A 26,891-nucleotide genomic window follows, 5' to 3' on the forward strand; every position below is an offset into this window, starting at 1 on the left:
GTATCCTGCCGAATACTTCGTCCATTTATGGAAGATCTTAAGTAAATTATGCTACTATTACCGCTATCGTTTTATTGCTTGTTCCTGCGAACGAATGCCCTCGTTCGACCGATAGCTCCGGCAGCGTTTTGCCAGTAGCCGAGCTGCGGGTTTGATCGCAGGCACGACATCCATTGGAGGACCCATGACCGCACGCCGTCCCCTTTCCGCTATCATCGCAGTCTTTCTCGCCTTTGTTCTCGCATTCGGACTCGTTCCGCTCGTTTCGGGTTCGACGCAGTACGCCGAAGCAACCGAAGGCAGCCAACCCCTCGACCTCGTCGAGGGCACGTACGCCGAGGGGGAGGCGCTCGTACTGCTCGCCAACTCGGCAGGAGGCATATCCGCTCGCTCAAACGTTCTCGACGGATACACGATCGAGAACACATGGGACTTCACGGTGCCCGACGAAGCAGCCGACCCCACCTCCGATGCGATCGCCCGCCCGCTCTCCCTTCTCGATGAAGATCCCGATTCACTCTCCGTTGCACTCGTGAAGAAGGACGGCGCCGACACGGCGACCATGATCGCCGAGCTCGAAGCCATGCCCGACGTACTCGCAGCCGAGCCGAACTACCTGCGCACCATCTCATCATACGACCCCGCCTCCGACCCGTTCTATGAAACGGGCCAATGGTCGCTCGGCAACGGCACCACCTCGCACCCCGCCGCAAAAGGCATCGACTTCGAGGCGGCGTTCGATGCGCTCGAAGCGGCTGGCAAAACGACGAGTGCCCCAACGACAAGTTCCCCCATCGTGGCCGTCATCGACACGGGTGTCGATTACACCAATCCCGATCTCGCGGGCGTTATGTGGAACAATCCGGGAACCATCGGGCTTGAGGGGCAGCACGGCTACGACTTCGGCACCTACGACGACGATCCCATGCCCGACGGCACCGATTACGTCACGTCGCACGGTACGCATTGCGCAGGCTCCATCGCCGCACAAACCGGCAACGGCGAAGGCCTCTCCGGCACTTCGGCCAATCAGGCGCGCATCATGGGCCTCAAGGTGAGCGATGCCACTGCAGGCATTTACGACGATTCGTGCATCGGAGCATTCGCCTATGTGCTCAAAGCCAAGATGGCGGGCGAGAACGTCGTCGCCACGAACTGCTCGTGGGGCGGACCGAGCTACTCCGCCATCATCGATTTCGCCATCGACCAGATCGGCCGCGCGGGCGTCATCACCTTCATCGCCGCAGGAAACGACGGCATGGACGTTGGACCGACCCCGAACCATCCCGCCGATACCACAAGCCCTTACGCCATCGTCGTGGCATCTGCCGATCCCGACGGAACGCTTTCGAACTTCACCAACTACAACGAGACCATCGTCGATGTGGCCATCGGCGGCTCGTCGATCCTCTCGACGCTCTCGGCAAATGTGGGCGAGCATTACATCTCGTCGGTCGGCGCAACGGCGCAACCGGGCACCCCGACGACGCAGAAAGCCGTGAACTATGCGCTGCATGATTTCGACAGCTACCCCGATATCGCAACCGCAATAGCCGACCTCGGCATCGTGGCCGCGTATTACAATCCGGACGGAAGCGCCAATCCGGGAGTGCCCGTTACGCTCGATCTCGTTTCAGGGGGCTTTCAGCAGAACGGGCATTCGAAGCAGCTCTCGGTAACCGCCGACTTCGAGCCGGACGGCTTCGTCGAGCTCTCCCTAAACATACCCAACCCTTTCGCCGGCCTCTCGGCTGCAGACGTGCCCGAAGACCTCTACCTCGGCTTCATGGGCAAACGGCAAACTCCTGCGTCGGGCGTGCTCTCGGCCCAGGCGGCCGTCAAGCTCGTCGGCGACACGGGTTCCGTCGAGATCGCAGCGATGCCAAGCCATCAGTACTCCGATGTCACCTACAAGATCGCCGACCCTGCCGCCCTTGCCGGCGGATCTCCGACACTCGAGGTCAAGCTGGTTTTGCTGCCTGCCAACCAAGAGACGCAGACCACCACGCTCTACCTCGACGACCTCGGCCTCGGGACTCCAACCGGCAATTACGGCATCATGAGCGGAACCTCGATGGCAACCCCGACGCTCGCGGGCTGCTATGCGGCGCTGTGTTCGCTGTACGGCGATGTCGAATCGCCCCTCGAGCTTCGCGGGCGACTCATCGGCAGCACCGAGAGCCTCGTTTCCACCGAGCAGGGCAAGATCGCCTCGGGCGGGCGGTTCGTCTTCGACGAGGCCGTGCAGGCGGCGGGCACCCTTAATCCCACAAGCTACGCCCTCACTTTCGAGGATGGTGCGGCAACGCTTCACGGACGGGCACTTGACGGAGCGACTGTCATCATCGACAACACGCCTGCATCGGCAACGGTAGCGCCTGACGGCATGACGACCTCCTTCGATGCATCGGCCTATGCCGACAACGCTTACCATCGCGTCAACGTGGAAAAGAACGGCCACACCTACAAGGCGCGCTACTTCTTCCCCGACGACACTGCGGAAACGCAGCTTCTCGAACGCATAAGCGACGTTCCCTTCGAGCTTTCCTCGAGCATGCTCAACTACCAGCGTCTGCTCACCGACGGCGACGTTGTCTACTTTGCCGGAGATTCGGGCGAAGCGGTATATTCCTACAACGTATCTACGGACGCATGGACGAACCTGCCCTCGGCAGAAGGCATCGAGAGCGGACACGCAAGCAACCTGTACTACCTTGCGGCAAACGGCGAACTCTACGCCGTCGATGCCTATTACACGACTAACGACCCGCAGGCGGAAAACCCCATCTACACGATGCTCGCCTGGCTGTATCGCTACGATGCGGCGACAGGCGCGTGGGAGAGCCTTGGCGATCCGTTCGCCGTGGACGGGCTCGCTTCGGCCGATGCGGTTCAGGCGGGTACCTACAACGGCCGAATAGCTTTGGCAAGCTCGAGCATCTCCGAGGAAGACACCTTGTTCGGATTGCTTCTGATCGACCCCGTAGCCATGACGTCCGAGGTGATCGGAGGCCCGACCGACACCGATGGCACCGTCTGCGATTTCGGCTACATGACGCAGCTCGGCGATTTCCTCATCTCGTTCGGCACCGCCGAAGAGGGCATTTCGCAGACGAGGCAGTTCGTTCCCTATGTGTTTGACGGAACCGCATGGACGGAGAAGAGTCCCTCGAACGACATTCCCGCCATCGACAGCCCCGCGCTCTGCCGCTACCATCCGGTAGCCGACGGCGAACGCATCCACTTCATCGGCGATTCGCTCACTTCGTACGGCACGCTGTTCTCGTACGACCCTGCAGCCGATGCATGGGAGACGAGCCCCTACTCGGCCGATCCTGCCAAGCCGGTGCTCGGGGCAACCGTACTCGGTGATTCGTACTACGCGATTCTCTCCGATTCGCCCGAATCGCCTCTGGACACCTCGTCTGTTTCCGACGGCATCGCACCCGCCGCTGCGGCGACCGCCGGTCTCTACCGCATGCCCTCTGCGAGCAATCTGCACGAAGTTGCCGTAACCGCAAGCGGCGGCGGTACCGCTTCGGGCGGGAACTGGGCAGAAGCCAGCAGCGTACTCGTCGGCGACAGCTTTACCGCGAGCGCCTTACCGAAAGCCGGGTACTCCTTCAGCGGCTGGTACGCGCCTGACAATACGCTGCTTTCGGGCGATGCCGTATGGACCTTCCCTGTGACCGGAGCTGCCACCATCGAAGCGCGCTTCTCCTACACCGGCGGACCGGGCGGCGATCCCGACCCCGGCGGCTCGGACAAGCCAGGATCGACGTTAGCGAAGGTGGGAGATCCGCACACGATCCTCCTCGCCGCCATCGGCCTTGCAAGCCTCGCGGCACTCGCGCTCAGCTTCGCCGTCCGCCGTCGAAGCAAAAGCGGACGGTAGGCATACTCGAAGAATACGGGCGGCCGCATCGACGACCGCCCGTTTTGCCGCCTTGAAGCACCTGCCGTCGCACAGAGCAAACCAGGGCTCGCTGTGCGCGGATTACCGCGCGGGTTTTGCTGACTCGCGCGCTGCGGATGCCGTCGTGCGAAAACCCGGCGCCCGAGCCTTCGCCTTCGCCTTCGCCTTCGCCTAGAGCAGCTTATCGAGCTCCGCATCCACCATCGTAAGGCGTTTGGCAGCCGGATGCTCGACGAGCAATCCGCGCGACACAACCATGCTCGGCGTGCGAAGGACAGTAAGGTCTTCGAGGGGATTGGCGTCGTAGAGCGCGATGTCAGCGCACTTGCCCGCTTCGACGCTTCCCGTTTCCTCGGCAATACCTGCAATGCGGGCGTTCAGCAGCGTAGCTGTATGCAATGCGTACGCGGGCGAGACGCCGACATGCTTCGCGAAATAGCACACCTCGCGCCACATGTCGTACTGGGTCACGAACGGGCAGCTCGAATCGGTACCGAGTCCCACAGAAATGCCCGCGTCGAGAGCATCGCGGGCGCCCTGGACGATACCCTCGAACACCACGTTGGCGTTGAACTGGGTGAATTCGTTCATGAGCGTCACGCTCGGATCGAGTTTGCACAGGGGGATGGCAGGCGAGATCGTGCAGATGTCGGCCGACCCCGTTTGCTTGTACAGCTCGATGATCTCGGGCGTTGCGGGAGCTCCATGCTCGACGGTATCGACTCCCCCGCTGAGCGCCACCCGTACGCCTTCGGTGCTTTCGGTATGGCTCGCCACGTAGAAGCCGAGCTTATGGGCCTCATCGCATACTGCCGCCGTCTGCTCAAGACTCATTTTGAGCTCGCCCGGCTCGCCTTTCACCTTGGCATCCATCACGCCACCCGTTACGCATATCTTGATGAAATCGACGCCGTGCTCCTTGTGGCTGCGAACGAGCGCGCGCAACTCCTCGGGATCGGTCGCCGTCTGCGCGAACGTTCCATCACCGTGCCCGCCCGGAACCGTGATCGCCGGACCCGATACGAGCAGACGCGGACCCCGCACCGCCCCTGCGTTGATACGGTCACGCAAACGCACGTCGGACCAATGGAAATCTCCCACTGCACGCACCGTGGTTACGCCCGAAGCAAGTTGCGCCTGGGCTCCCGATTTCACCATCGAATCGAGCACCTTCGCACCGAGCGCAGTTTTGGTGATTTTGATGAGCATCTGCGCACCGCCGCCGCCCGAAAGCGCCTTGCTCGGCTTGCCCGTGCCGAACAGGTGCACATGTAGGTTGATCAAGCCGGGAATGGCGTACTTGCCCGCACAATCGATGCGCTGGAAGCCGGGTTCCACCTCGCCATGATCGGTAATTGCGGCGATAGAGCCGTCGCGCACGTAGATATCGACGCCCTCTCGCAGATTTTCCTCATCCGATGTTCCATCGAACAGGTTGCAGTTTGAAAGCACGTAGTCCATGAGCCAGCCTCGTTTCCGTGAATGCCTTGCAGCGCCAGTATACCGCTCGCTGACGCATCGGGAACAAAAAGCACGTAGGAGATCCCTAGCCGGATTACCTTTCGAGAATACCGTGTACCGATTGACCGAATGCCGTTCGACCGAACGGCAACCTACACGCACCCTCAGTAGTAGCGGTAGTACGCGGCGCAGCTGCCTTCGCTCGATACCATGCAGGGACCGACGGGGTTCTCCGGCGAACAGACCTTGCGGAACAGCGGGCACTCGTTCGGCGCCATGATGCCGCGCAGCACATCGCCGCAGCGGCAGCCTTTCGGATCCTGCGTCGGTTCGATTTCGGGGTCGAAGCGCAGTACCGCGTCGAACTCGCGGTACTCGGGACGAATGCGATAGCCCGAATCGGGGATCTCGCCCAAACCACGCCAGATGGCGGGACACGTTTCGAACACCTCGTCGATGGCGGCCATCGCCGTCGGATTGCCTTCGGCCATGACGCCGCGGGCATAGGCGATCTCGATCTCGGCGCGACCCTCGTGAAGCTGCCGCATGATCATGGCGATTCCCTGCAGCACATCGACCGGCTCGAATCCGGTAATCACCCCGGCGATGCCGTACTTTTCGGCCAAGAACCGATAGGGCTCCATGCCGATGATGGTGCTCACATGGCCGGGGAGGATGAGCGCATCCACTTTGAGCTCGGGGTCGTTCACGATGGTTTCGAGCGCCCCGGGCATGTTCTTGTGGGCGGCGAAGACCGAGAAGTTCTTGAGGCCCATGGCCTTCGCGCGCTTGATCGACATGGCGACAAGCGGCGTCGTCGTCTCGAAGCCCACACCCACGAAAACGATCTCACGATCGGGGCAGTCCTGGGCAAGATTGAGCGCGTCGAGCGGGGAGTACACGATTTGGATCGAACGGCCGGCGGCTTGCTCTTTCAGCAAGCTCGAGGTCGAACCGGGCACGCGCGTCATATCGCCGAACGTGGCGATCGTCACGTTCTCGACGCGTGCGAGCGCGATGACCGTATCGATATCGCGGTTCGACGTCACGCACACCGGGCAACCGGGCCCCGATGCAAGGCGGATGCCCTCGGGCATGAGGTTGCGGATGCCGTTACGCGCGATGGCGACCGTATGGGTTCCGCACACTTCCATAAGCGTCGCCTGCTCGGGGGCGAGCGATCCGATGGAATCGATAAGCCCGCGGGCGAGTTTCGGATCCTTGAACTGGGAGAGATCCATGGCTACAGCCCCAACGAGCCGAGAGAGCCACCCCCGCCGAGGGATGGTGCCGAAGCGCCTTGCGGTGCCGCTTGCGGAACGTCGTCCATTGCAAGCTCGGGAAACTGCTTGATAAGATCGATGGTCTCCTGGGCGTACTGCTCATCGACCACCTCGATGGCGAAGCCCGCGTGCACGAGCACGAAATTGCCGACGCCCGCCTGCGGAGTCAGATCGAGAGATATATCACGGGTTACACCGAGGATGTCGACGGTCGCCATATGGTCGTCTTTGAGCTCGGTGATCCTCGCAGGAATTGCCAAACACATAACTGCCTTCTTTCAGAAGCGGCGCGATCGCATCCGCTGCGCGCTCGCAGCAAATAGCGCATCGCGCACCGCACTACGCTTATCCGTGTTACAAGCGCAATCCTACCACAGCCTGCCCGAAGGAGATGCAGCCATCGCTCGGCGGCAGATCGCGGTTGATGGCGACCGTGAATCCCTGATCGGCCAGCGCCGGAATCGCGTGCTCCATAAGATAGCGGTTCAAGAATACGCCTCCCGAAAGCGCCACGATCTCGATGCCGTACGTTGCGCGAATCAGCCGCGCGCCCTGCACGATCGCCGTCACAAACGCATCGTGGAACCGCCGCGCGATCAACCCGACCGGCACCCCAGCCGCTTTGTCGTCGAGCAACGCCTCGAATACGGGAGCGGCATCGTAGAGCACCACCGACGTATCGAGCGCCGTGCTTTCGGCCGTCGCCGTGTTCTTGACGATGTCGATCGCGTAGCGCTCGGCCGCGTCGGCTTCAGCATCGGCGTCGAATGTTTCACATAAAACATCTGTTCGTTTTTCGCGGTTGGCCGCTCTATCGCCGATCGCCGCCTCGAGCAGGATAGCTCCCTCCCCTTCGTACTTTGGCGCAATGCAGATGCCGAGCATGGCCGATGCCGCATCGAACAGACGGCCGACCGACGAGGTGAGCGGCGTGTTGAGTCCGCGGTCGATCATCTGGCCGCACACCTCCGCCGCCTCGCCAAGCTGTTCGAGAAGGTCCTTCGCCGCAGGATGGTCGAGCAGGTCGAACGCCCATAGCACGCCGTAGGCCATCCGCAGCGGGTTCTTGATGGCCGCAGCACCGCCCGGCATGGGAACGTAGGCGAAGTTCGCAAACCGTTCGTACGCAGAAAGGTTGCTGAGCAGCACTTCCCCGCCCCACATATTGCCGTCGGCCCCAAAACCCGTTCCGTCGAATGCGAAGCCCGCAACCGGCCCGACCAGCTTGTTTTCCGCCATGACCGATACGATATGGGCATGGTGATGCTGCACCTCGTACACGGGAAGATCCTGCTCATGGGCCCACTTGCTCGTCAGATACTCTGGGTGCATATCGCACGCGATGCGCTCGGGCGCAATCTCGAACAGCCGCTCGTAGAGCGCCTTTGCGGCAAGCCAGGCGTCGTAGGTCTCGGCGTTTTCCATATCGCCGATATGCTGCGAAACGAACGCTTCGCCGTCACGCGTGAGGCAGAAGGTGTTCTTCTGCTCGGGACCCGTCGCGAACAGCGATGCGGGTTCGGCTTCGGCCTCATCGGGCGCATCGGCGGCGGCGTTGGCCTCCCGCGTTTCGCCGGCCTCGTCCACGGCGATCTCGGGCAGCGCAAGCGGCATCGGCGCATATCCGCGAGCGCGTCGCACGAACTGGATCACCGGACCTGCCGCGCCGAGATCGAGCACGCGCACGACCGAGTCATCGTAGCGCGCACGAATCGCACGGTTGTTCCCGAGGATGGCGTCGGCAATGCCGCCGAGCACGCGATACGCCTCCCCGTCATCGGTGACGATGGGTTCGTCGTGAATGTTGCCCGACGTCATCACCAGCATACCGTCGTAATCGTTCAGCAGCAGATGCTGCACCGGCGTATAGGGAAGCATGACGCCGAGCTCGGCAAGGCCGTCGGCAAGCCCCGGGGCGAACCCGGCGTCGGCCCGCTTTTTCAACAGTACGATCGGGCGCTGGGAGCCCGTGAGCAGGCGCTCCTCCGCGTCGTTCACTTCGCATACGCGGCGAACGGCTGCGATGTCTTTCATCATGACCGCGAACGCCTTGCCCTCTCGACGCTTGCGGCGGCGCAACTCGGCAACCGCCTTCTCGTTATCGGCATCGCACACCAGGTGAAAACCGCCGAGGCCCTTGACGGCGAGGATCTTGCCGTCGCGCAGGAACCGTACCGCCTTCGCGAATATCGCATCGCTCTCTTCGCGCGTAGTGCCCCATTCGACGTTCTGGCCGCCCGCCGACTCGGCTGCGTCCGCCTCGACGTTCTGCGCCAAACCACCCGCGGTATCGGCAGAAGCGCCGTCCGAGCTTGAAGCGTCCGCTGTATCGCTCGAAGCGCCGTCCGAGGCCGAAGCACTTGCCGCATCGGTTTCGCGCCAACTCACCTTCGGACCGCACTCGAAGCAGGCGTTCGGCTGGGCATGGAATCGCCGGTCGAGCGGCTCGTCATACTCGCTCTGGCACCGAGGGCACATCGGGAATTCCTTCATCGACGTGTTCTTGCGATCGTAGGGGAGCTTCTCGATGATCGTGAACCGCGGCCCGCAGTTCGTGCAGTTGATAAACGGGTAGCGGTACCGCCGATCGTTGGGGTTCATAAACTCGCGGGCGCAATCCTCGCACGTTGCCAAATCGGGCGAAATGAGCGTGGTCTTCTCCACGGCTCCAGCATCCGAAAACCGTATCTCGAAGGTATCGAAGCCCTCGAGCGGCACCTCCTTGAGCGACAGCTCGTCAACCTGCGAAGCGGCGGGCGGGTTTTCCGAAAGCTCGATCACGAACTCGTCAAGCAGCTTGCCCTCGCCCTCTGCGTGGATGAACACACCGTCGGTTGCATTGAGAACCCAACCGTTGATCAGGTATTTTTTCGCCATACGGTAAACAAAGGGGCGGAATCCCACCCCTTGTACGATTCCGCGGACTTGAATGTCTAGAGCCTCGATCATCGCAAAATCCTTCTAGGGACGCGAATCCGCAACGCGGTGCAGCACGACGGCGCGGATCCTATTCTTTTTCCGCCGCCTCCTGCTCGAGTTCTTCGAGCACTTCGACCACCAGCTCGGACAGCGCGCGTAGCGTGACGCCCGAATGATCGGGGAGATGTATATGGATGCAGCGGCGCCCGCGGTCGGCAAGCGTCATCAGGTCACCCGCCGCTTGGGCTTTCGCCAACGCGCCGAGGCTTTCCGCCTCCTGATCGAGCGGAATATCTTTGAGCTCGTCGGCAGACAGGATGAGGAACACGCCGTCGTTCGGCCCGCCTTTTTGCAGCTGGCCTGTGGAATGCAGGTAACGGGGACCGACCTCGAGGCACGAGACGACGCGGCAGGTGACGCCCACGCCATGGCGAATCGTCTCAAGCGCCTCGCGACGCCCCTCGCCAGTGAACGGGAGAAACGCATTTACAGCGAAGTAGTCGCCCGGCTTGATGCTGCCGAGCAGCGCCCTGAGCGCTCCGCGCAGATCGGATACGCCGTCGAACATCGGGGCAACCGTAACCTCAACCTCACCGGTATGCACATCGCCGATGTAATCCTCGGCAAAATCGGGGGCTGGCTGGCCGTCGCGCAAAATGCCGAGCACCGCCTGCTTTGCCGAAGCCACATCGGGCTGGTCGAACGGGCATACGCGCATGAGGTAGCCGCACATCGCGATGGCGTACTCCCACATGACGAAATGCTCGGCAAGCTCGGCTGCGTTGTCGATCTTGAAGTTGAGGCGGGGTATGGCAGGATCAAGGTACGCAAGGCTCATCTCGAAGTTCTTGCGCTCGTCCCACAGATCGGTTCTCGTCTGATAAACGATCGCCGTGCGATCGCCCGTATCCTTGTTGAGCAGCAGCGCGTCGAGCTCGATGTTGGGAAGGATCCCCTGGCCGCCTTTGCCGAGGCTTTCGGCAACGAGCTGCTCGATCCACAGGCCGAGCACGCGACCGCGCTTCGGCGTAAGGAACGAGAACTTGTTGCGACCCTGCAGGTAGTTGTCGTACAGGAAGGCCGCAAGGCCGACGGCGGGATTGTCGATGGCGTCTTCGCTGCAGCGACGCTCCGCTTCGATCGCATGGTCCATGAGTTCGCGCAGGTCGATGCCCACAAGCGCTGCGGGCAAAAGCCCGAATACCGAGAGCGCGGAGAACCGTCCGCCAACCGTCGGCTCGCCCGGGAACACTGCGGCCCAGCCCTCTTCCTTCGCCTGCTTCTCAAGCTCGGAACCGGGATCGGTGATGGCGACGAGCCGCTTGACGAGGTCCTCTTCGCTCACGCACTCGGCAAGCTCGTTACGCACGGCGCGCAGCGCGAGCCTCGGCTCGATGGTGCCGCCGCTCTTCGACGAGATGATGAACAGCGTTGTTTCGGGTTTCACCTCGGCCAAGATGCCGCGTACGCGAACCGGGGAATCGGAATCGAGCGTCTTGAACGAGACCATCCCCGAATCGACCTTGTTGTACTTGGTGATGGTCATAGGCGCCTGCGTCGAGCCGCCTTGGCCGATCAGCACGACGGTTTTCAGCCCGCCGGCGATCGCATCGTCGGCAAATGCCTGGATATCCCCAAGGGGATACGGGGGGTTGCTGGCCAAATCGGTCCAGCCCATGTATTCAGCAGCGCATGCGCTTGCGTCATCAGAAAACTCGTAGAGACTCGCATCCTTCGCAAGGATTCTGCTGGCTACCTTTTCTTTCACCAGCATCTTTGCAGAGGGGTAGAGCTTCTCAACTTCACCGACTAACATTGGGACCTTCTTTCTGCGAAAGTCCCCCTATTCTATCAGACACGCTCAGGATAAGGTCCATCTCCGCATATCCTCCCGAATGGGACGTTATTTCCTAGTTCTGACGTGGTATTTTGTCGTAGACGCACTCACCCCTCGTGCGCAGGTTCGTCGATTACCTCGATCTCGTTTTCGATCTGCTCGAGTAACAGGTACAGCTCGGCCTGCGAATGGACTTCGAGCTTCGCGTAGATGTTGCGCATGTGGGTCTTCACCGTCGATTGGCTTACGACGAGCTTTTTTGCGATGTAGGGCGCATGGTACTTTTGGGCAAGGAGGACGAGGATCTCGCCTTCTCGGGCGGTGAGTCCGAACCGCTTTATCAGTACCGCACATGAATCTTTTTCCGGAACCTCCAGAGCAGCCGACTCCCCGGTATCGGATGTGGCCGAAACCAGGTTCTTCTGAATCATGAGAAAGGCCAATATGCCGCCTGCGATAAACGTCACCAGCACGATCACCGAAGCTATCGCAGCGAACGTAGCTGCGGGCAGCATTGCGTACAGCGCAGACGAAGCCGCTCGCGCAAAAATCATCAAGGCGAACGACAGCAACAGGGGAAGCAGCGGATTGATCCGATCGGAAAACAAAAACGGCGTGGCAAACAGATAGAACAGCGTCACTTTGTACGTCGCATCGATGATGAGCAGGTAGATGAACCACAGATCGGCCGACGCCTGCGATGCGTAGAACGCGAGAAACGTGATAGGCAATACGAACAGCTCGAACACGAGAATGAAATTACGATTCCAGACCCGCAAAACCACGAGAAGGGCCACAGCCCCCGCGATAAGCACACCGCACCCTATGCTGAGCTGGATCAGAAACGTCACGAGCGAGTCGCTTTGAAACGGCATCCAGACCGACTGGATGGATACGAACGGCCCGCGGCAAAGCAGCGGCAACGCGATCAGGCCGAAAGCCACAACCGTCTCCCTTTTGCTTCCGCACGAGAATCGCGGAAGGGGGCGAGCGAGCTCGTCATCGAGTTTCTCGTCTTCCGCCGCGCCGTCAACCGAGACGATTTTGGGTTCGTAGACGATGAAGCACGCGCCCGCAACCAACGGAAGCGCACAGACGAGGACGTACGAAATGCCTTGATCGAGCACCGACAGGACAAGGGTGATACAACCCGACGCAAGGCAAGCGGCCGCAAACACCAGCGCTGACCTTCGCGCACCTAGCTCGGCGAGGCGTTCGCCCCAAAACAGCAGAAGGCAAGCGCTCCCGATTCGGTACAACGACTGCGTCGCCAGCACAGCCCCATCGTTCGGCAACTCTGCTCCGGATACCGCCAACAGCGAGAATGCGGCCGCAACCACAGCAATCCCCACGCGAGCGATCTTCGGTGAGGAAATGCGCAGCGTCTTTTTCGCGCCGTACCCCGCGGCGAGCGCAAGGATGAAGGCAACCTCGACAAAATACGGAGCAGGGGCGAACATGGAGAAATTGACATGGTGAACGGCGGGCATTCGTTGGATCTCAAGCACCAAAAGCGCGCACGCAAAGCCGATGACGGCTACCCCTATGTGCAGAGATGTGCGTGCGAAGCGTTTGATCATCTTTCCTCCCGAAGACATATATACCAGAAAACGGCTGTCGAAACGCTCGTTCGAAGCAACTTCATACCGTTTGTGGTAGGAAAAAATCTATCCTCGTTGGTAGGTTTGATATGCGAATTCGGCATTCGCGCAACCGAGTCGAAAACTCGTCGCGAGCAATCGACTATCGGAAGCCCGCCGCAATCTGAAGGCAAAAGGAACACCAAGGAAGGGATGGTTCTGTCATGGAACTCAATCGACGCGATTTTCTCAAAGGCGCGCTCGTCGCCGGGGCGGCAGCCGCAAGCGCGAGCATGGTCGCCTGCTCGCCGGCAGGCGACGGCAATGCAAGCGCTGCACCCGATGCGGGAGGCGTGCAGTACCCCGACGGGCTAACCGCACAAGACTTCGAGGTTTCGGCAGCGGAGATAACCCCCATCACCGAGTTCTCCGAAGAGAAAACCTACGACGTCGTTGTCGTGGGCGCCGGCACGGGCGGCGTTCCCGCGGCGCTTTCCGCCCTCGAGGAGGGCGCAACCGTCGCCCTGCTGCAAAAGGAATCGAAAGCCATCGCGCAGGGCGGAACGTGCTCGGGCGTTTTACTCGACGAAAGCGACGAGCAGGGAATCGCAAACTACCTGCAGGGTTACCTGGAAGACTGCCGCTGGCGCGCCGATCGAGGCCTTGCTGAAACGTACTGCAAGTATTCCGGCGAATCCATCCGCTGGCTTCAGGTTCGCAGCGCCGAAGCGGGATTTCCGCCCTACAACGTTCGCCCGACTGCGGTAACCACGTACGACGACGGCAGCAAATGCTCGAGGCGCAGCATCATGTTCGGCCCCAAGCCGTACAACAACGGCACCATGATCGAGCACCTTGCCGATTATGCAGCAGAACAGGGTGTCGAGATATTCTATTCGACCCCCGGCGTTCAGCTGATAACCGATGAATCGGGAGCCGTAACGGGCATCGTCGGCAAGCAGGGCAACAGCTACATCAAGTTCAACGCCACGAAGGGCGTCATCCTCTCGACCGGTGATTACCAGAACAACCAAAGCCTTGTCGAGCGCTATTGCCCCGACGTCAAGGAATTCGACCGCAAGCAGGTCAACAAGACAGGCGACGGCATCCTCATGAGCATGGCGGTCGGCGCGGGTTTCGTTCCCGTCGGCCACTCCCACATGATGCACGATTTCGATTCGGGCCCCATGTACAACGAGCCGTTCCTCAACGTCAACGAAAACGGCGAGCGCTTCATGAACGAAGACTGCGTGTTCGAGGAAATCAACTGCGTCCTACGCAACCAGCCGAAACCCGGCTGGTACTCGCAGATTTTCGATGACGACTATTTCGAAACCGTCACCGAATGGGGCGGCAAGCCGACCGAAAAAGAAAAGATGAAGCCCTACATGCCCGACGTCGAGATGGATCGTTCTGCCGAAAGCGGCGCGAACGTTATCGAAGGCCTCATCGACACGTACTGCTGCGACACCCTCGACGAACTGGCTGAAAAGCTCAGTATTCCCGCCGATGCCCTGAAGAAATCGGTTGAACGCTACAACGAGCTCTGCGACGCGGGATTCGACGCCGATTTCGGCAAGGCGCAGAAGTACCTCAAGAAGATCGAGAAGGCGCCGTTCTGGGGCATCCACAAACATGTACGCGTTTCCGCCCTGTGCGCCGGGGTCACCGTGAATGAGAACTACCAAGCCCTGAACAAAGAGGGCGCCGTTATCCCGAATCTCTGGGTAACCGGCTTCAGCGCGGGCCAGCTGTGCGGCAGCCCCGACTGGTCGATGTATCAGGGCGGCATGTCGGCAGGCCATTGCATCATGACCGGTCGCATCTGCGGAATCCAAGCCGCAACAGGCGGCAAGCTGGAAGCCTCCAAGCCCGTCACGGAAGAAGACGTTCTGGCCATCGCGTAACCTCGACTCCCCCCTCCCGTTGCTAGAGAGCCGAGCGATCCTGTTCGCTCGGCCCTCGCAGCGCGCATCAAGGGTTTCTGCGGCCAGATCGGCTGGCCCGCAGCCGCTCGTTAGTCCGCAACCGCCCGCGATCGCCGTCGCCGATTGCTTCTGGTGATACCATGTGTCGTATCGAATCAAGAGAATGGATGCTCGTGGTACCCGAAGACGCAAAGCAAACCCTCCGGACGAAAGACTTCGTTCTCATTGCCGCGGTGAACTTCCTCATCTTCAGCAGTTGGCAGACGTTTCCCTTCGTGCTGCCCGTCTACCTGCAATCCCTCGGTGCGAACGATGCCGCACTCGGCTGGGTGACCGCGATCACCACGGTATCGGCATTGCTCGTTCGTCCGTTCTGCGGCATTATCCTCGATCGATTCGGAAGAAAGGGCATCTTTTTAGCGGGCATCGCGTTCATGGGCCTCGCATCGGCATCGTTCGCCTTCATCCCCGTTGTCGGCATCATATTAGCGCTGCGCTTCGTCCATGGGCTCGCATGGGGCATCACGAGTACTTCGAGCTCGACGGTAGCGAGCGACATCATACCGCCGAAACGCTTCGGCGAAGGCATGGGGCTCTTCGCGCTTTCGGCAAGCCTCGCGTTCGCCATTGCGCCCGGCGTTGCGCTCGAACTGTTTCACGCGAACGGCATGGTGCCCGTCGTGATGGTGGCCGTCGCAACGCTGGCCTTGGCGTTCGCTTTCGCCAGCACACTCAAATACCGCACGTTGAAAAAACCGGCATCGCTGCATCTCTCAAGCATGTTCAACCGATCGTCGGTACTGCCGGCGCTGATCATGCTCTTCATGGGCGCAACATACGGTTCGCTGGTCACGTTCCTGGCTATCCACGCCTCGTCGCAGGGCGTCGAAAACGTTGGGTTCTTCTTCACCGCCTACGCGATCGCCGTCGCGCTTTCGCGCCCCTTTCTCGGTCGCATCGTCGATCGAAAAGGGTACGCGCCGATCCTGTTGCCGGGAATCGTGCTCGTCATAGTGGGGCTTGTGGTTTTATCCCAAGCGCACTCGCTTGGGATGTTCGTGCTGACCGCTTTTCTCTACGGTTTCGGGTTCGCCGGTTGCAATTCGACGCTGCAAACCATGGCGGTCGCCGACGCCGAGCCCGAGCACCGCGGTGCAGCGAACGCTACCTTCCTCATCGGCTTCGACGGCGGCATCGGTATCGGATCGGTCGTTTCGGGCTGGATCGCGGCATCGCTCGGCTATGCGGGCATGTACCTTTGCTTCGCCGCGCTGCCGCTCGTATCGGCTGCGTTGTTTCTCGTGTTCGCACGCAACCGCAAGCCACCCAACCTTGCGCAGGAAGCGAAGGCCGCTCGGCAACCCCGTTAAGGACGACTGCGCGCGCAGCCGCAAGCCTCCGCGAACTCCGAGGCTACGCAGCGCTTTAACCATTAGTTGTACCGCTGCGCGACCTCTCCCTCACCCAGTTACTCGCATATACAATGGTGGAAAGGCACACGAAGCCGCATACGCACGTCTGTCATCGAATCCCCTGATACCGCCGCCCGAGCGATACGAGCGTGCACATCAGAGCGGACGAGCCGACGTATGCATGCGGCTTCATAACGTTCATCAGGAGGATTGCACATGAGAGGTGTAAGACGGGGTGCGCTTGTGTTCGCCGCCGTGCTTCTTGCTTTTGCGCTGGCACCGCTGTCCGGCTGTACCGGCAATACCGACAAAGCCAACGCTTCGGGCAGCAGCACGTTGCGCGTCGGCGTTCGCAGCGACGTTATGAACTTCGGCTATCTCAACGAAGATACGAACAACTACTACGGCTTGGAGATCGACATCGCCGAAGAACTGGCCGATCGGCTCGGTTACGCAGACGTCGAATTCGTAAGCGTCTTGCCCGAGACGCGCAAGGAGATGCTTCTCGACGGCGAGGTCGATTGCCTCGTTGCCTGCTACTCCATATCCGATACGCGTCTTGAGAATTTCGATTTCTCGCCTGCCTACTACAACGACGCCGCCATCATGATGGTGGAGAACAGTTCGCTCATCACCGATATCGATCAACTTAAGGGCATGACGTTCGGCACCATGTCGGGATCGAACACCGCTCCGCAGCTCGCAATCAAGCTCACCGAGATGGGCTTCACCAACGGCGAGGTCGTCTCCCAAAGCGAAGATGGGGCGGGCACGCAGTTCGATACGTTCTACCTCCAGCAGATTCCCTCATACCAGGAACTCAGCCAGGCGCTTGAGAGGGGAACCATCGATGTGGCATGCATGGACGGAAGCATCGCCAAAACGTACCTCACCGACGATCGCAGCCTTCTCGACACCGAGATCGCGAACCAGCAATACGGCGTTGCCACGCAAAAGGGCTCTGACTTAAGCCGGCCGGTCGCAGACGTCATCCAGGCAATGCTCGATGACGGAACCATCGACGCGCTGATCGACAAATGGGATTAGGAACGGTGCATCGCATGTCAAGAAAACTCAAGGTGAAAACAGCCATCCTCATCGTTGTAGCCGTAGCGAGCTTGGCCGTCATGGCCGTATCGCTTACTACGATGCAAAGCAGCCTCTCGCTCGACAGCTATACCGACGAGATGAAGCAGGAGGCGAGCGATCTCAAGACCCTCCTTGCCGAAGCGAACGAAGAGACCGAGCAGAACACCGTCACCTACGACGAAATATACCAATCGAAAGCCGAAAGCGTCGCTTTCATGGCGAACAACAACGTCGGATTCGAAGCAACCGACGCGAAGATGGCGGAGTATTGCGAGCTGCTCGACGTCGATAACGTCATGGTCGTCGACCGCGACGGAACGATCGTCGCCAGAGCATATAATTCCCCCCCCCAGAACTTCTCCTCAAGCCGATTCAACCAACTCAGAACCGTATTCGATGACGGCGAACCCTCTGCCGCGGTGGAAGCGGAGCTGCCCGAACAGGATTGGTGGGATCGCTACTACGCCGCCCGCATCGACGATTCCACGATGGTCGTGATCGAGCAGAATCCCGAGGAGCTCTACCAACTTATCGCGGACACGGGATCGACGGCAAGCGTGCTCAAGAACATCAGCATCGGTCAGCACGGCTATATGTTTGCGGTGTCGGGCCGCGATTACTTGATCGAGTACCACCCGCTGTCGAACCTCGTCGGAAGCGACGCCCTCGACGGCGGGATCGATGTGACCGACCTTGAAGACGGCGCTTTCACCTGGATGACCCTCGACGGCGAAAAGCTCTATTGCGGCGTGAGCAAGATCGACGATGCATATTACATCGCTGCGGTTCCCGAAAGCGACATGACCGCGTCGCGCAACGTGACGGTTGGCGTTATCCTCTTCGTTTTCTTTGCGGTCATGACGATCATCATCACGTACGGCATCTTCGTAATGCGGGAAGACGAACGCCGAGGACACGATTTCGAAGACTACAGCCCTGTCGGGCCTTTGCGCTACAACAAGACCATCGGCAAGAAGGCGGCCGTGCTGTCGCTGGTGGGATTCCTGGGCATTCTCGTCATATCCTTCTATATGCAAACCCTGTTCGCACTTTCCTCGGAATCCGTCGCCAACAACGAGCGTGTCAACGAGATCGAAGGCACCATCCAGCGCGCAGAGGCCCGAGCAGACGAGCTCACCGCGCAATACGGCGAACGCTACCTGAGCAAATGCGAGACGGCCGCCTACATCATCGAGCGCAATCCCGCTCTTGCAACCAGGGATAAACTGCAAGAGCTGGCAGACGTTCTGCAGATCAAGAGCGTGTTCGTATTCGATGCGGCGGGAACCCTGACGGCAACGAATTCCACGTATACGAACTTCGTGTTGAGCGACGATCCTACCGACCAATCCTACGAGTTTCGCCAGCTGCTGCAAGGCGTGGAGTACGTTGTCCAAGAGCCCCAAGCCGATGAAATCTCAGGCGAGATGGCTCAATACATCGGCGTAGCCCTGTACGATGCCGAAGGAGGCGCCGACGGCTTCGTGCAAATCGGCATCCGTCCGACCCGCCTCGAAAACCTGCTCGCCAGCGTCCAGATCGAAAGCATCCTCGACGGCGTGAAAGTGGGCACCGACGGATTCGCCTTCGCCGTGGACAAGGCCGACAACACCTTTGCGTACTTCCCCGACGATCGCTTGCTCGGCAAGGAAGCCCTGGCTCACGGCATGACCGAATCCCAGCTCAAAGACGGCTACTGCGATTACATAACCATCGATTCCAAGCAATACTACGCCTCGTCGCTCGAGACGGACAATTATTATCTCTACGTTGCCGGTACCGAAGGCGAGCTCATGGAAGAGCGCGTACCCCTCACGCTCATAACGGGCGGCATCGCGCTCGCATGCCTCGTCATCATTTTCCTGCTGCTTGCATTCGACCGCGAGTTTTCATTCGCAGGCAAGCCGAAGAACGGGACGGATGCCGAACAGCGCATGATCGACGTGAAGATGCCCAGCGGGCGCACGATCAAAACGGAATCGGCGGCAAGCCGCTGGATCAACAGGTCGTTCAAGTGGAACGAGAAAACCGCTGAGCAGAAGATCCTCTCGGTCGCCCAATGGCTCGCTGCGATATCGGTGCTTGCGGTATTTATAGCCGTAGTGTTCCAGGATCGCATCTTCGGCAGCGGCTCCATCTTCTCCTACATCTTGAGCGGCGAATGGCAGCGCGGGTTGAACATCTTCGCTATCACCGCCTGCATCATGTTTGCCTGCGTGGCCATGACCGTTGCCACCATCGTCCAAAAGCTCCTGCGTCTGCTTTCGGGCGTACTCGGAGCACGTGGCGAAACCGTATGCAGGTTAGTGGGGAGCTTCATCAAATACGGAACCATCATCGGCATGCTGTACTACTGCCTGGCGCTCATCGGCGTTGATACGACGACGCTGCTCGCCTCAGCCGGCATCCTGTCGATCGCAATCAGCTTTGGCGCGAAAGAGCTCGTGTCCGACATCCTCTCGGGGCTGTTCATCATCTTCGAGGGCGAGTTCCGCGTCGGCGACATCATCATGGTCGGCGATTGGCGCGGCACGGTTGTCGAAATCGGCGTACGCACCACCAAGATCGAAGACGGTTCCAAGAACATCAAGGTCATCCGCAACAGCAACGTGAGCGACGTCATCAACATGACCAAGCAATCGTCCTACGCTTCATGCGACGTGGGCATCGAGTACGGTGAATCGTTGGAACGCGTGGAGAACATCCTCGCGCAGGAGCTCCCCTTCATCCGCAAGCGCCTGCCGGCCATCCAGGACGGCCCGTTCTACAAGGGCGTCGTCTCGCTCGGCGACAACAGCGTGAACATCCGCATCGTCGTCCAGTGCGACGAATCGGACCGCATACAGCTCGAACGCGACCTGAACCGCGAGATGAAGCTCCTCTTCGACAAGTACGATATCAGCATTCCGTACCCGCAGGTGGTACTCAACCAACCCGTCGAGTACCGCAAGGCGACTGAAGCCGAAAAGCGCACAGCCGACCTCTTCAACGAAGAGCAGAAGAACGCCGCAAAAGACCTCGGCAACGAGGAGGACGAAGAGCGGTAGCGCACGTTCGCGCCGATCCGCATGCAAGCGCGGGTCGGCGCTTTAAAAGTGCAACGACAAGGGGTCGGCACTATAAAAACGCCGACCCCTCGAACAATCACTTCTTTTTGCTTTTATAGCCCGAGCGCTTTCTTGAGTGCGGAAACGCGGCGGCGCGAAACGGGGATCTTCTCATCGGTGCCGTCAAGCGTGAGCAGCAGCGTGCCGCCCGAAACCGATTCGATCTCCTCGACAAGCGAGAGGTTCACGAGGTAGCCGCGATGCACGCGGAAGAACCCGTGCCCGTCCAAGCGCTTCTCGAGCTGAGCCAAGCTCACCGTCGAAAAATAGCGGTCGGTATCGGTTTGCAGGTACGCGTAATCGTCGCGCGCCATGACGAAGCGGATCTTGTCGATGCCGATAAGAATCTTCTTGCCGCCCTTTTCAACCGGGATGCGCTCGGAACGCTGCGCCTTGACGTGCAGCGAAACATGTTCGCGCACACGAGCGATAGCCTGCGAAAGGCGCTCGGTCTCAACGGGTTTCACCAGATAATCGATCGCGTTCACCTTGAAGGCGTCGAGCGCGAATTCGCTGTAGGCCGTTACGAACACAACGGCGGGCGGAAACTTCAGATGCTGCAAAGCTTCGGCTAGTTGCAGACCGGTGGCCTCGGGCATGTTCACGTCGAGAAACATGACATCGCATGGATACTCTTTGAGCTTCTCGATGGCCTCGCGCACGCTGGCAGCCTCGGCAACCACTTCGGTCTGGCCGAGCTCGTCAAGCAGGTATTTGAGTTCTGACCGCGCGGGCGCTTCGTCGTCTACGATCATTGCTTTCAACATGGGGCCTCCAAATCGCTGCGCAAGGCTGATGTAACAAGCCCCATTATAGAGCAAGTTGAGCCGATCACATGAGAATCACGCGCAACGCGAAGAATCAGGAATGAGGCGGGCGGTAAGCGGAGGGAAACAGGCCGGTGGCGATTGGGCGGCTGCCGCGAAGTCGTGCTACACGCAGTGGCGTCGATTAGCACCAAAACGCCCTTGCAAACACCAGAGGCGGTCGGCCATGCAACGCACACCGACCGCCTCCCGGGCATCATCGCCAAGCCAGCGAACACCTCAGTATCTAGGCTACCTCGACGAGTTCGTTTTCTTCGATGCCGACAAGCCTGATTTCGTTCAACCGAGCGAGGATGTTTTCAACCGCTGCGAACGCCGAGGGCGCTTCATAAGACATGTTGCAAGCAACAGCAGCTTCGGCGGAAGAGCCGCCGAGCCAAACAAGGGTTTCTGCCAAAAAAACCTCATCCAACCGGGCAAAAGCCTGCATCCCATGGATGAGCTGCGGATACAAGCAAGCCGTCTTCGCGTTGCGAGCGAGCTTTGCGTATTCGGGAATCCAGTTGTTCAAATGGTCTCGAACGAACCTGTACTGATCCCCCAGCAAAACGCCGAGATCGCCGAAGCGCCTATCCCGAAAAGCGGTCAGCGATCGATCCGCCAGATGGCCCATAAACGCGCACATGGTCGAAACGTGATCGTCGGGTACGTGCTGGAACAGCTTTACCTGAAGACCGTATGATCGGTACGCCTCCCGAATCGTCAGCGTGCTTTTCTGAAAGACAGTTGCATCGTGACTGATGTAGGGAGCCTCCCACGGATAGGCCGGAAGATCGGCAGGCCCCTCGAAAAAGAGCGCATATTCCGTAATTGCCTCATCGAGAAACGAAGCATCCCTCGCCTTATCGGAAAGGCCGCTGATAAAAACCTCGAGTTTTCCCATTGTTTCGTCTGCATGCGCGTACTCGTTGACTACATCAACGGTTATCGTCGAAGCCATCGACTCCAAAAACAGCGAATTCGGCTCTCCTCCGAAAGCTTTATGAAACAAGGCGAACAAATAGCATCTGCTTATCAGCAGAGCCTCGAGGGACAGCAGCTCATCGCGAACCGCTGTCTCCTCGATTGCCGAATCCGGATTCTCGCTCATAGCACTATCTCCCGATAATCCTCCCCCATCGCAGCGTCGGATGGTTTTATAAGAAGATTCGGAGCTGTAATATCCGCACCACCAAGGCACGGCAACTCGCTTACCAGATCGCTCCCGTACATCGACTTCAACTCTTCCGTATCGCCGAAATCGAGTGCGCGAGTCATGCAAGCGTCGACGCAGACGGGATTCATGCCAGCCTCCCGAAGCGCCTTGCAGCTATCGCATTTGATGATCAGATCCTTTTCTTCAGAATACTGCGGCGCACCGTAAGGGCACGACGACATGCAGGTTTTGCAGCCGATGCACACGTCGTCATCATGCAGTACGATCCCGTCGGCACTTTTATACATGGCTCCCGTCGGGCAGTTTGCAACACACGCAGGATTCTCGCAGTGGTTGCACGACACCGAAGTGTGGTACATCGTAGCAGAGGGGTACGCACCCGCCTCGAACGTTACCACCCCCCTCGTCTGCGGTCCAGCCTGCTCGAGACCCAAGCGATCCTTGCATGCCACTTGGCAGACACGGCACCCAATGCAGCGGGTCTGATCAAAATAAAAGCCTTCGCTCATGATCTACTCCTCCGTCCAAAGAACAGGTTCCCTCATGCAATCAGCTGACAGCGCCTCACCGTCGTATTTTTCAAAATCAACAAGGCAGCTGTTGTAGCCGTTCATATGGGGGAAGAACTCGTCTTGCGTGTTCGCATCAACCAACATGTTCTCGTTGCCGCCGAAATCGATGCCCGTTTCGGGATCGAGATACGTTCGCGGCCCATGAGGCATAGCTATACCACCCGGCATGATGAGGTTGGTTACACTCGCTTGGCGAAGAACCTTGCCGGCATCGTTAAACACCAGCACTGTATCTCCGGTTTCAATTCCCTTGGCGGCGGCATCTTCTGCGCTGATGAATACAGGATTTTGGAACGCCTCTTGAGTCCACACGTTCTCGTCGTAGTTTGTGTGGGCTCGCCTGAGATAATGAGGTTGATACATAAGAAACGGATAGGTCCCGCTCTCCTTGGCCTCCCAATTGGAAAAACTGTTCTCGTAAGTCGAGGGATGATACGTCGGGTACGGCTTGAGTTCTTCTTGAGCATACCCGATTCCATTGATGCTATCGGCTTTCGCCTGGCAGTAGATCTCCATCTTGCCGCTTGCGGAGCCTCGCGGGTTCGCCTCGGGATCGTCGATGAAATCCTTATAGCCGATATAGCCGAGGTTGTCGCCCTGTTCGCGCGGCACAATGTACATGCCCTGCTCGAGAAGATCTTGCAGGGAGATCACGCCTTCCTGCGGTTCGCCTTCCACATCCCATGCATCGATATCGTCTTGGGTGATCGTAACGAGCGTCTTGTAGGTGACTCCGTCGACATCGATCACCTCGGCTCCGGCGATCTTGTCGTAATAGGACTGGATGTCGCTGATCGGATACAGTTCGCTCGGATCGAGATCGAGTAGTTTCGCAAGCTCGCTGAAGATCCACGTCTCGTTCTTCGCTTCGTACATAGGCGCAATGATGGGTTGCGTCACAAGGATCATATCGCGGCTGCATTGGAAACGCGAGAGACGCATCGTGCTTGTCGTAGCAACATCCAATTCGCCCTTGTTCTTATCGAGGTTGCCTTCCCACGGCGTCGTGCACGGCAAAAGAATGTCGGCGTACTGGCTTGTCAGCGTATAGCGGTAGTGAACATCAACCACCATGTCCATCTTCTTGAAGACTTTGATGCCGCGATTGATGTCCTCGGTCGCTTGAAGAGGATTATGGAAATCGTTCACGATGATTTTCGGGTCGAACCGGATCTCTTCCTGAGGAAGGAAATTGTTATCGATCGGGCCCTTGCGGTAGCCGCCGCGATTGTAGTACACGCCCTCATCGAGGCTCCTCCAGATTTCCGGCTTGCAAATCTCGGGTCGCTCAAGCGGATTGGGAGCCGTAGCGCTTTTGCTCGGATTTCCCAGTTTGACAAGACGAGGACCGCCGTTGGCCGATTCGGTATTAAACACGCTTCCGCATGCGTTGCCGGGACGCCCCAGATGACCTCCCATGCAGGCTACGGTCATGAACAATTGCGGTAAATCGATCGTGCCCTTGTATCGAGACGGCGCGTAACTGTGGAGCAGTGTCACGTTGTCTTGCTTCCCGACTTTCTGCGCATACCAGGTGATATCCTCTATCGGCGTTCCGCAGATCTCGGCCGCCCACTCGGGCGTCTTCGGCTGCCCATCGTACGTGCCGAGCACGTATTCCCTGAAATTCTCATCCAGAGCAGCGTCTTCGGGCATGGATTCGGCATCGAACCCGACGCAGTACGTGTGCAGGAAATCCCAATCGACGACGCTTTCGCCCGATTCGTCGAGTCGCAGCATCTCGTAGGCGACTGCCAGAAGAAATGCCGTATCGGTACCGGGCCGCACGCGAATCCAGCGAGCGTCCAGCATGGCAGCGGATACATTGTAGTCGGGCCCCACGAATACGAATTCCGTCCCGTTTTCTTTGGCAAGGCGATAGTAGTACGAAGGATTGCCCCCGTTGTGCCAAGCGGGGTTGATGCCGTACAGCACGATGGTGTCGGCGTTGAGCATATCGAGACGGTCGTTGATGAGCAGCGCATCGGGAAAGCCATTGCCAACGGTGGTGCCCATTTGGATCGGTGCCAGATACCAATTGCCGTACGATTCGGTGCTGTTCCACTCGACTCTGCCCCCAAGCAGGTTCAACACCTGCCACTCCGTTCCCATGCACACAACCGAACGGGGTCCGTAATCGGCATAGACGCGCTTCAGTTCCTCGGCAACGTATCCGAGCGCTTCTTCCCAGCTGATGCGCTCCCATCCTTCTTCGCCGCGCAAGTCGCCATGGGCGTTCTCTCCGCCGCCCGGCTGCCAGCTTTTACGCTTCATGGGATACTTCAAACGGTTGGCGTTGAACACATGCTGGCGCAACGAATGGCCGCGCGGGCACGAACGCTGCTGCGGCGTTTCAAGCGTATCTTCTTGATCGTCGTTTGTTTTCTGGCGCAGCACAACGCCGTCTTTGACAAACGCTTTGTTGACGCAGCGGCCTCCGCAGTTCGCCCAGCATTCAACCGTTACCCATGAGCCTTCGTCGCCAAGAATCGCCGTATCCGATTCCACGACATGCGGGTTCATTCCATCGGCGTCGGTTTCTTTGGCACCCGCTTCGCTGCCTCCGTTCGGCGCACAACCGATAAGGCCCATCGCTGCGACGGCTGCCGTAGCAGCGGCACCGCCCTTGAGAAAATCGCGGCGGCGGATACTTCCATCCAGTAAAGACATAAATCCCCCTTTGCCTTGGTTCCATAGTAGCGGGTACGAGTCCGTTTGCCCATCAGCAAGCCTGCAGGAACGTGCTCGGTGCATGGATCCACCCGACATGGTGTCATACTATACCGATTCACCAATTCAGTCAATGGGTATTCCACTTTGGCTCGAAATGACCGATAATGGGAGAAGTTCGTAAGACGCTGAGAACAGGAGTACCCGAGCACCGCATGGAAACATCCTTCTTCGGTTCCCTGGTGATTGCATACCTGTTCCTCGGCGGGGCATCCGCTGGCGCGTTCTTCGTCATGTCCGCCTGGAGCCTCGGATTCTATCGTTCCGACACCGCCGCACGCCACCACATACGCCTTCGCACTGCATTCAAAGCGCTTAAGGGGCGCGTATACACCATCGGCCTTATCATGCTCGCGGTTTCGCTTGCCTGCCTCGTGTTCGATCTGCAATATCCCGATCGTGCGCTTCTGCTCTTTTTTCGCCCCCGACCGACACCCATGACATTCGGCGCTTACGCGCTTGCCGTCGAGGCCATCCTGGGATTGCTCCTCGCGCTTGCCAATGTGTTCAAGATTCCCTTCCTCGATGGACGAGTAAAGCGCGTGCTCGAGGTTCTCTGCGCGATCTGCTCTATCGCTGTAATGGGATATACGGGTGTGCTCCTGGCAAGTCAGGCTGCTGTTCCCCTCTGGCACGAGTGGTCGCTCGTTGCCCTGTTTTTCTTCTCCGCCCTCTCGTCGGGCGTATCGGTCGTACTTTTAATCGACTACTTCATCCAGGGTCAAACGCTGCTCCTGCGCGCGGCGAGGCCTCTGCAGAAAGCACACTTAGCCTGCCTTGTACTCGAAGGCATCTCGCTTGCGTTCTTCGTCCATGCCACCCTCACTAAACCGGCAGCGGCAAACTCGGTCGCGCTGCTCATGGATCCCGCCATGCTGTCAACCGCCGTTGTCGGCGTAATCGGCATGGGCATACTCGTGCCATTCGCACTCGAGCTGAACTCGCTCATGCACAAAGACTGCCGCACCATCCCCGTATCCGACGTCATCTGCCTTATCGGCAGTTTCTGTTTGCGCTACTGCGTGGTCATATGCGGGGTACACTGATGAAAGCGCCGCATCGAGCAACGCAGCG

General features: G+C 59.3%; 16 protein-coding genes. 6 read left to right on the forward strand and 10 right to left on the reverse strand.

All coding sequences use genetic code 11. The features are described 5' to 3' along the window. The first annotated feature begins 184 nt into the window (after positions 1–184). Positions 185–3,895 (forward strand): S8 family serine peptidase, encoded by a 3,711-nt coding sequence (locus MWL89_RS15830; protein WP_244387349.1) that lies wholly within the window; start codon positions 185–187, stop codon positions 3,893–3,895. Between the two features lie 192 nt (positions 3,896–4,087). Here MWL89_RS15830 and MWL89_RS15835 read toward each other — a convergent pair whose 3' ends face one another. From MWL89_RS15835 to MWL89_RS15860, 6 genes are all read right to left on the reverse strand, one after another. Next, positions 4,088–5,377, reverse strand: coding sequence for an amidohydrolase family protein (locus tag MWL89_RS15835; protein ID WP_102380266.1), 1,290 nt, complete (start codon positions 5,375–5,377; stop codon positions 4,088–4,090). Positions 5,378–5,541: 164 nt separating this feature from the next. Further along, positions 5,542–6,618 (reverse strand): hydrogenase formation protein HypD, encoded by a 1,077-nt coding sequence (gene hypD / locus MWL89_RS15840; RefSeq protein ID WP_102380276.1) that lies wholly within the window; start codon positions 6,616–6,618, stop codon positions 5,542–5,544. A 2-nt stretch (positions 6,619–6,620) separates the two neighbouring features. Beyond that, entirely contained in the window at positions 6,621–6,926 is a 306-nt protein-coding gene (locus MWL89_RS15845) for a HypC/HybG/HupF family hydrogenase formation chaperone (RefSeq protein ID WP_244387352.1), read from the reverse strand. A gap of 88 nt (positions 6,927–7,014) precedes the next feature. Then, positions 7,015–9,609, reverse strand: a complete 2,595-nt coding sequence (gene hypF / locus MWL89_RS15850; protein WP_244387354.1) for a carbamoyltransferase HypF — start codon at positions 9,607–9,609, stop codon at positions 7,015–7,017. Between the two features lie 58 nt (positions 9,610–9,667). Continuing rightward, a complete protein-coding gene (locus MWL89_RS15855) occupies positions 9,668–11,395 on the reverse strand; it encodes a glucose-6-phosphate isomerase (protein WP_244387356.1) in 1,728 nt (575 codons plus the stop codon). A gap of 128 nt (positions 11,396–11,523) precedes the next feature. Next, positions 11,524–12,996 carry a helix-turn-helix transcriptional regulator gene (locus MWL89_RS15860; protein ID WP_244387358.1) on the reverse strand — a complete coding sequence of 491 codons (1,473 nt, stop codon included), beginning with the start codon at positions 12,994–12,996 and terminating at the stop codon, positions 11,524–11,526. A 224-nt stretch (positions 12,997–13,220) separates the two neighbouring features. Between MWL89_RS15860 and MWL89_RS15865 the strand changes: the two genes are divergently transcribed. The 4 genes from MWL89_RS15865 (at position 13,221) to MWL89_RS15880 (ending at position 20,472) form a co-directional block, all read left to right on the forward strand. Beyond that, entirely contained in the window at positions 13,221–14,903 is a 1,683-nt protein-coding gene (locus MWL89_RS15865) for an FAD-binding protein (RefSeq protein WP_244387360.1), read from the forward strand. A gap of 161 nt (positions 14,904–15,064) precedes the next feature. After that, positions 15,065–16,294, forward strand: coding sequence for an MFS transporter (locus MWL89_RS15870; RefSeq protein ID WP_244387362.1), 1,230 nt, complete (start codon positions 15,065–15,067; stop codon positions 16,292–16,294). Positions 16,295–16,552: 258 nt separating this feature from the next. Next, entirely contained in the window at positions 16,553–17,383 is an 831-nt protein-coding gene (locus MWL89_RS15875; protein ID WP_244387364.1) for a transporter substrate-binding domain-containing protein, read from the forward strand. A 14-nt stretch (positions 17,384–17,397) separates the two neighbouring features. Beyond that, the gene (locus MWL89_RS15880; protein ID WP_244387366.1) at positions 17,398–20,472 is read left to right on the forward strand and encodes a mechanosensitive ion channel domain-containing protein; all 3,075 of its coding nucleotides are present in this window, start codon (positions 17,398–17,400) and stop codon (positions 20,470–20,472) included. Positions 20,473–20,585: 113 nt separating this feature from the next. Here MWL89_RS15880 and MWL89_RS15885 read toward each other — a convergent pair whose 3' ends face one another. From MWL89_RS15885 to MWL89_RS15900, 4 genes are all read right to left on the reverse strand, one after another. Beyond that, positions 20,586–21,299 carry a LytR/AlgR family response regulator transcription factor gene (locus MWL89_RS15885; RefSeq protein WP_102380284.1) on the reverse strand — a complete coding sequence of 238 codons (714 nt, stop codon included), beginning with the start codon at positions 21,297–21,299 and terminating at the stop codon, positions 20,586–20,588. Positions 21,300–21,585: 286 nt separating this feature from the next. Continuing rightward, positions 21,586–22,449 carry a TorD/DmsD family molecular chaperone gene (locus MWL89_RS15890; RefSeq protein WP_244387367.1) on the reverse strand — a complete coding sequence of 288 codons (864 nt, stop codon included), beginning with the start codon at positions 22,447–22,449 and terminating at the stop codon, positions 21,586–21,588. Beyond that, positions 22,446–23,024 (reverse strand): 4Fe-4S dicluster domain-containing protein, encoded by a 579-nt coding sequence (locus MWL89_RS15895; RefSeq protein WP_244387368.1) that lies wholly within the window; start codon positions 23,022–23,024, stop codon positions 22,446–22,448. The genes MWL89_RS15890 and MWL89_RS15895 overlap by 4 nt, the downstream gene beginning before the upstream one ends. A 3-nt stretch (positions 23,025–23,027) precedes the next feature. Beyond that, complete coding sequence (locus MWL89_RS15900) at positions 23,028–25,757, reverse strand: molybdopterin-dependent oxidoreductase (RefSeq protein WP_244387369.1); 2,730 nt, start codon at positions 25,755–25,757, stop codon at positions 23,028–23,030. Positions 25,758–25,924: 167 nt separating this feature from the next. On the opposite strand from MWL89_RS15900, the gene nrfD reads away from it, so the two are divergent. Further along, positions 25,925–26,863 (forward strand): NrfD/PsrC family molybdoenzyme membrane anchor subunit, encoded by a 939-nt coding sequence (nrfD, locus tag MWL89_RS15905; protein WP_244387370.1) that lies wholly within the window; start codon positions 25,925–25,927, stop codon positions 26,861–26,863. The last annotated feature ends 28 nt before the right edge of the window (positions 26,864–26,891 follow it).

The sequence above is a fragment of the Raoultibacter timonensis genome, assembly GCF_022845715.1.
GTDB lineage: Bacteria > Actinomycetota > Coriobacteriia > Coriobacteriales > Eggerthellaceae > Raoultibacter > Raoultibacter timonensis.

What these genes read in the sequence shown, in the direction of transcription:
- nrfD (WP_244387370.1), top strand. Translation starts at nt 25,925, where the DNA reads ATGGGAGAAGTTCGTAAGACGCTGAGAACAGGAGTACCCGAGCACCGC.
- hypD (WP_102380276.1), bottom strand. Translation starts at nt 6,618, where the DNA reads ATGGATCTCTCCCAGTTCAAGGATCCGAAACTCGCCCGCGGGCTTATC.
- MWL89_RS15900 (WP_244387369.1), bottom strand. Translation starts at nt 25,757, where the DNA reads ATGTCTTTACTGGATGGAAGTATCCGCCGCCGCGATTTTCTCAAGGGC.
- hypF (WP_244387354.1), bottom strand. Translation starts at nt 9,609, where the DNA reads ATGATCGAGGCTCTAGACATTCAAGTCCGCGGAATCGTACAAGGGGTG.
- MWL89_RS15830 (WP_244387349.1), top strand. Translation starts at nt 185, where the DNA reads ATGACCGCACGCCGTCCCCTTTCCGCTATCATCGCAGTCTTTCTCGCC.
- MWL89_RS15875 (WP_244387364.1), top strand. Translation starts at nt 16,553, where the DNA reads ATGAGAGGTGTAAGACGGGGTGCGCTTGTGTTCGCCGCCGTGCTTCTT.
- MWL89_RS15870 (WP_244387362.1), top strand. Translation starts at nt 15,065, where the DNA reads ATGTGTCGTATCGAATCAAGAGAATGGATGCTCGTGGTACCCGAAGAC.
- MWL89_RS15855 (WP_244387356.1), bottom strand. Translation starts at nt 11,395, where the DNA reads ATGTTAGTCGGTGAAGTTGAGAAGCTCTACCCCTCTGCAAAGATGCTG.
- MWL89_RS15880 (WP_244387366.1), top strand. Translation starts at nt 17,398, where the DNA reads ATGTCAAGAAAACTCAAGGTGAAAACAGCCATCCTCATCGTTGTAGCC.
- MWL89_RS15890 (WP_244387367.1), bottom strand. Translation starts at nt 22,449, where the DNA reads ATGAGCGAGAATCCGGATTCGGCAATCGAGGAGACAGCGGTTCGCGAT.
- MWL89_RS15865 (WP_244387360.1), top strand. Translation starts at nt 13,221, where the DNA reads ATGGAACTCAATCGACGCGATTTTCTCAAAGGCGCGCTCGTCGCCGGG.
- MWL89_RS15845 (WP_244387352.1), bottom strand. Translation starts at nt 6,926, where the DNA reads ATGTGTTTGGCAATTCCTGCGAGGATCACCGAGCTCAAAGACGACCAT.
- MWL89_RS15895 (WP_244387368.1), bottom strand. Translation starts at nt 23,024, where the DNA reads ATGAGCGAAGGCTTTTATTTTGATCAGACCCGCTGCATTGGGTGCCGT.
- MWL89_RS15885 (WP_102380284.1), bottom strand. Translation starts at nt 21,299, where the DNA reads ATGTTGAAAGCAATGATCGTAGACGACGAAGCGCCCGCGCGGTCAGAA.
- MWL89_RS15835 (WP_102380266.1), bottom strand. Translation starts at nt 5,377, where the DNA reads ATGGACTACGTGCTTTCAAACTGCAACCTGTTCGATGGAACATCGGAT.
- MWL89_RS15860 (WP_244387358.1), bottom strand. Translation starts at nt 12,996, where the DNA reads ATGATCAAACGCTTCGCACGCACATCTCTGCACATAGGGGTAGCCGTC.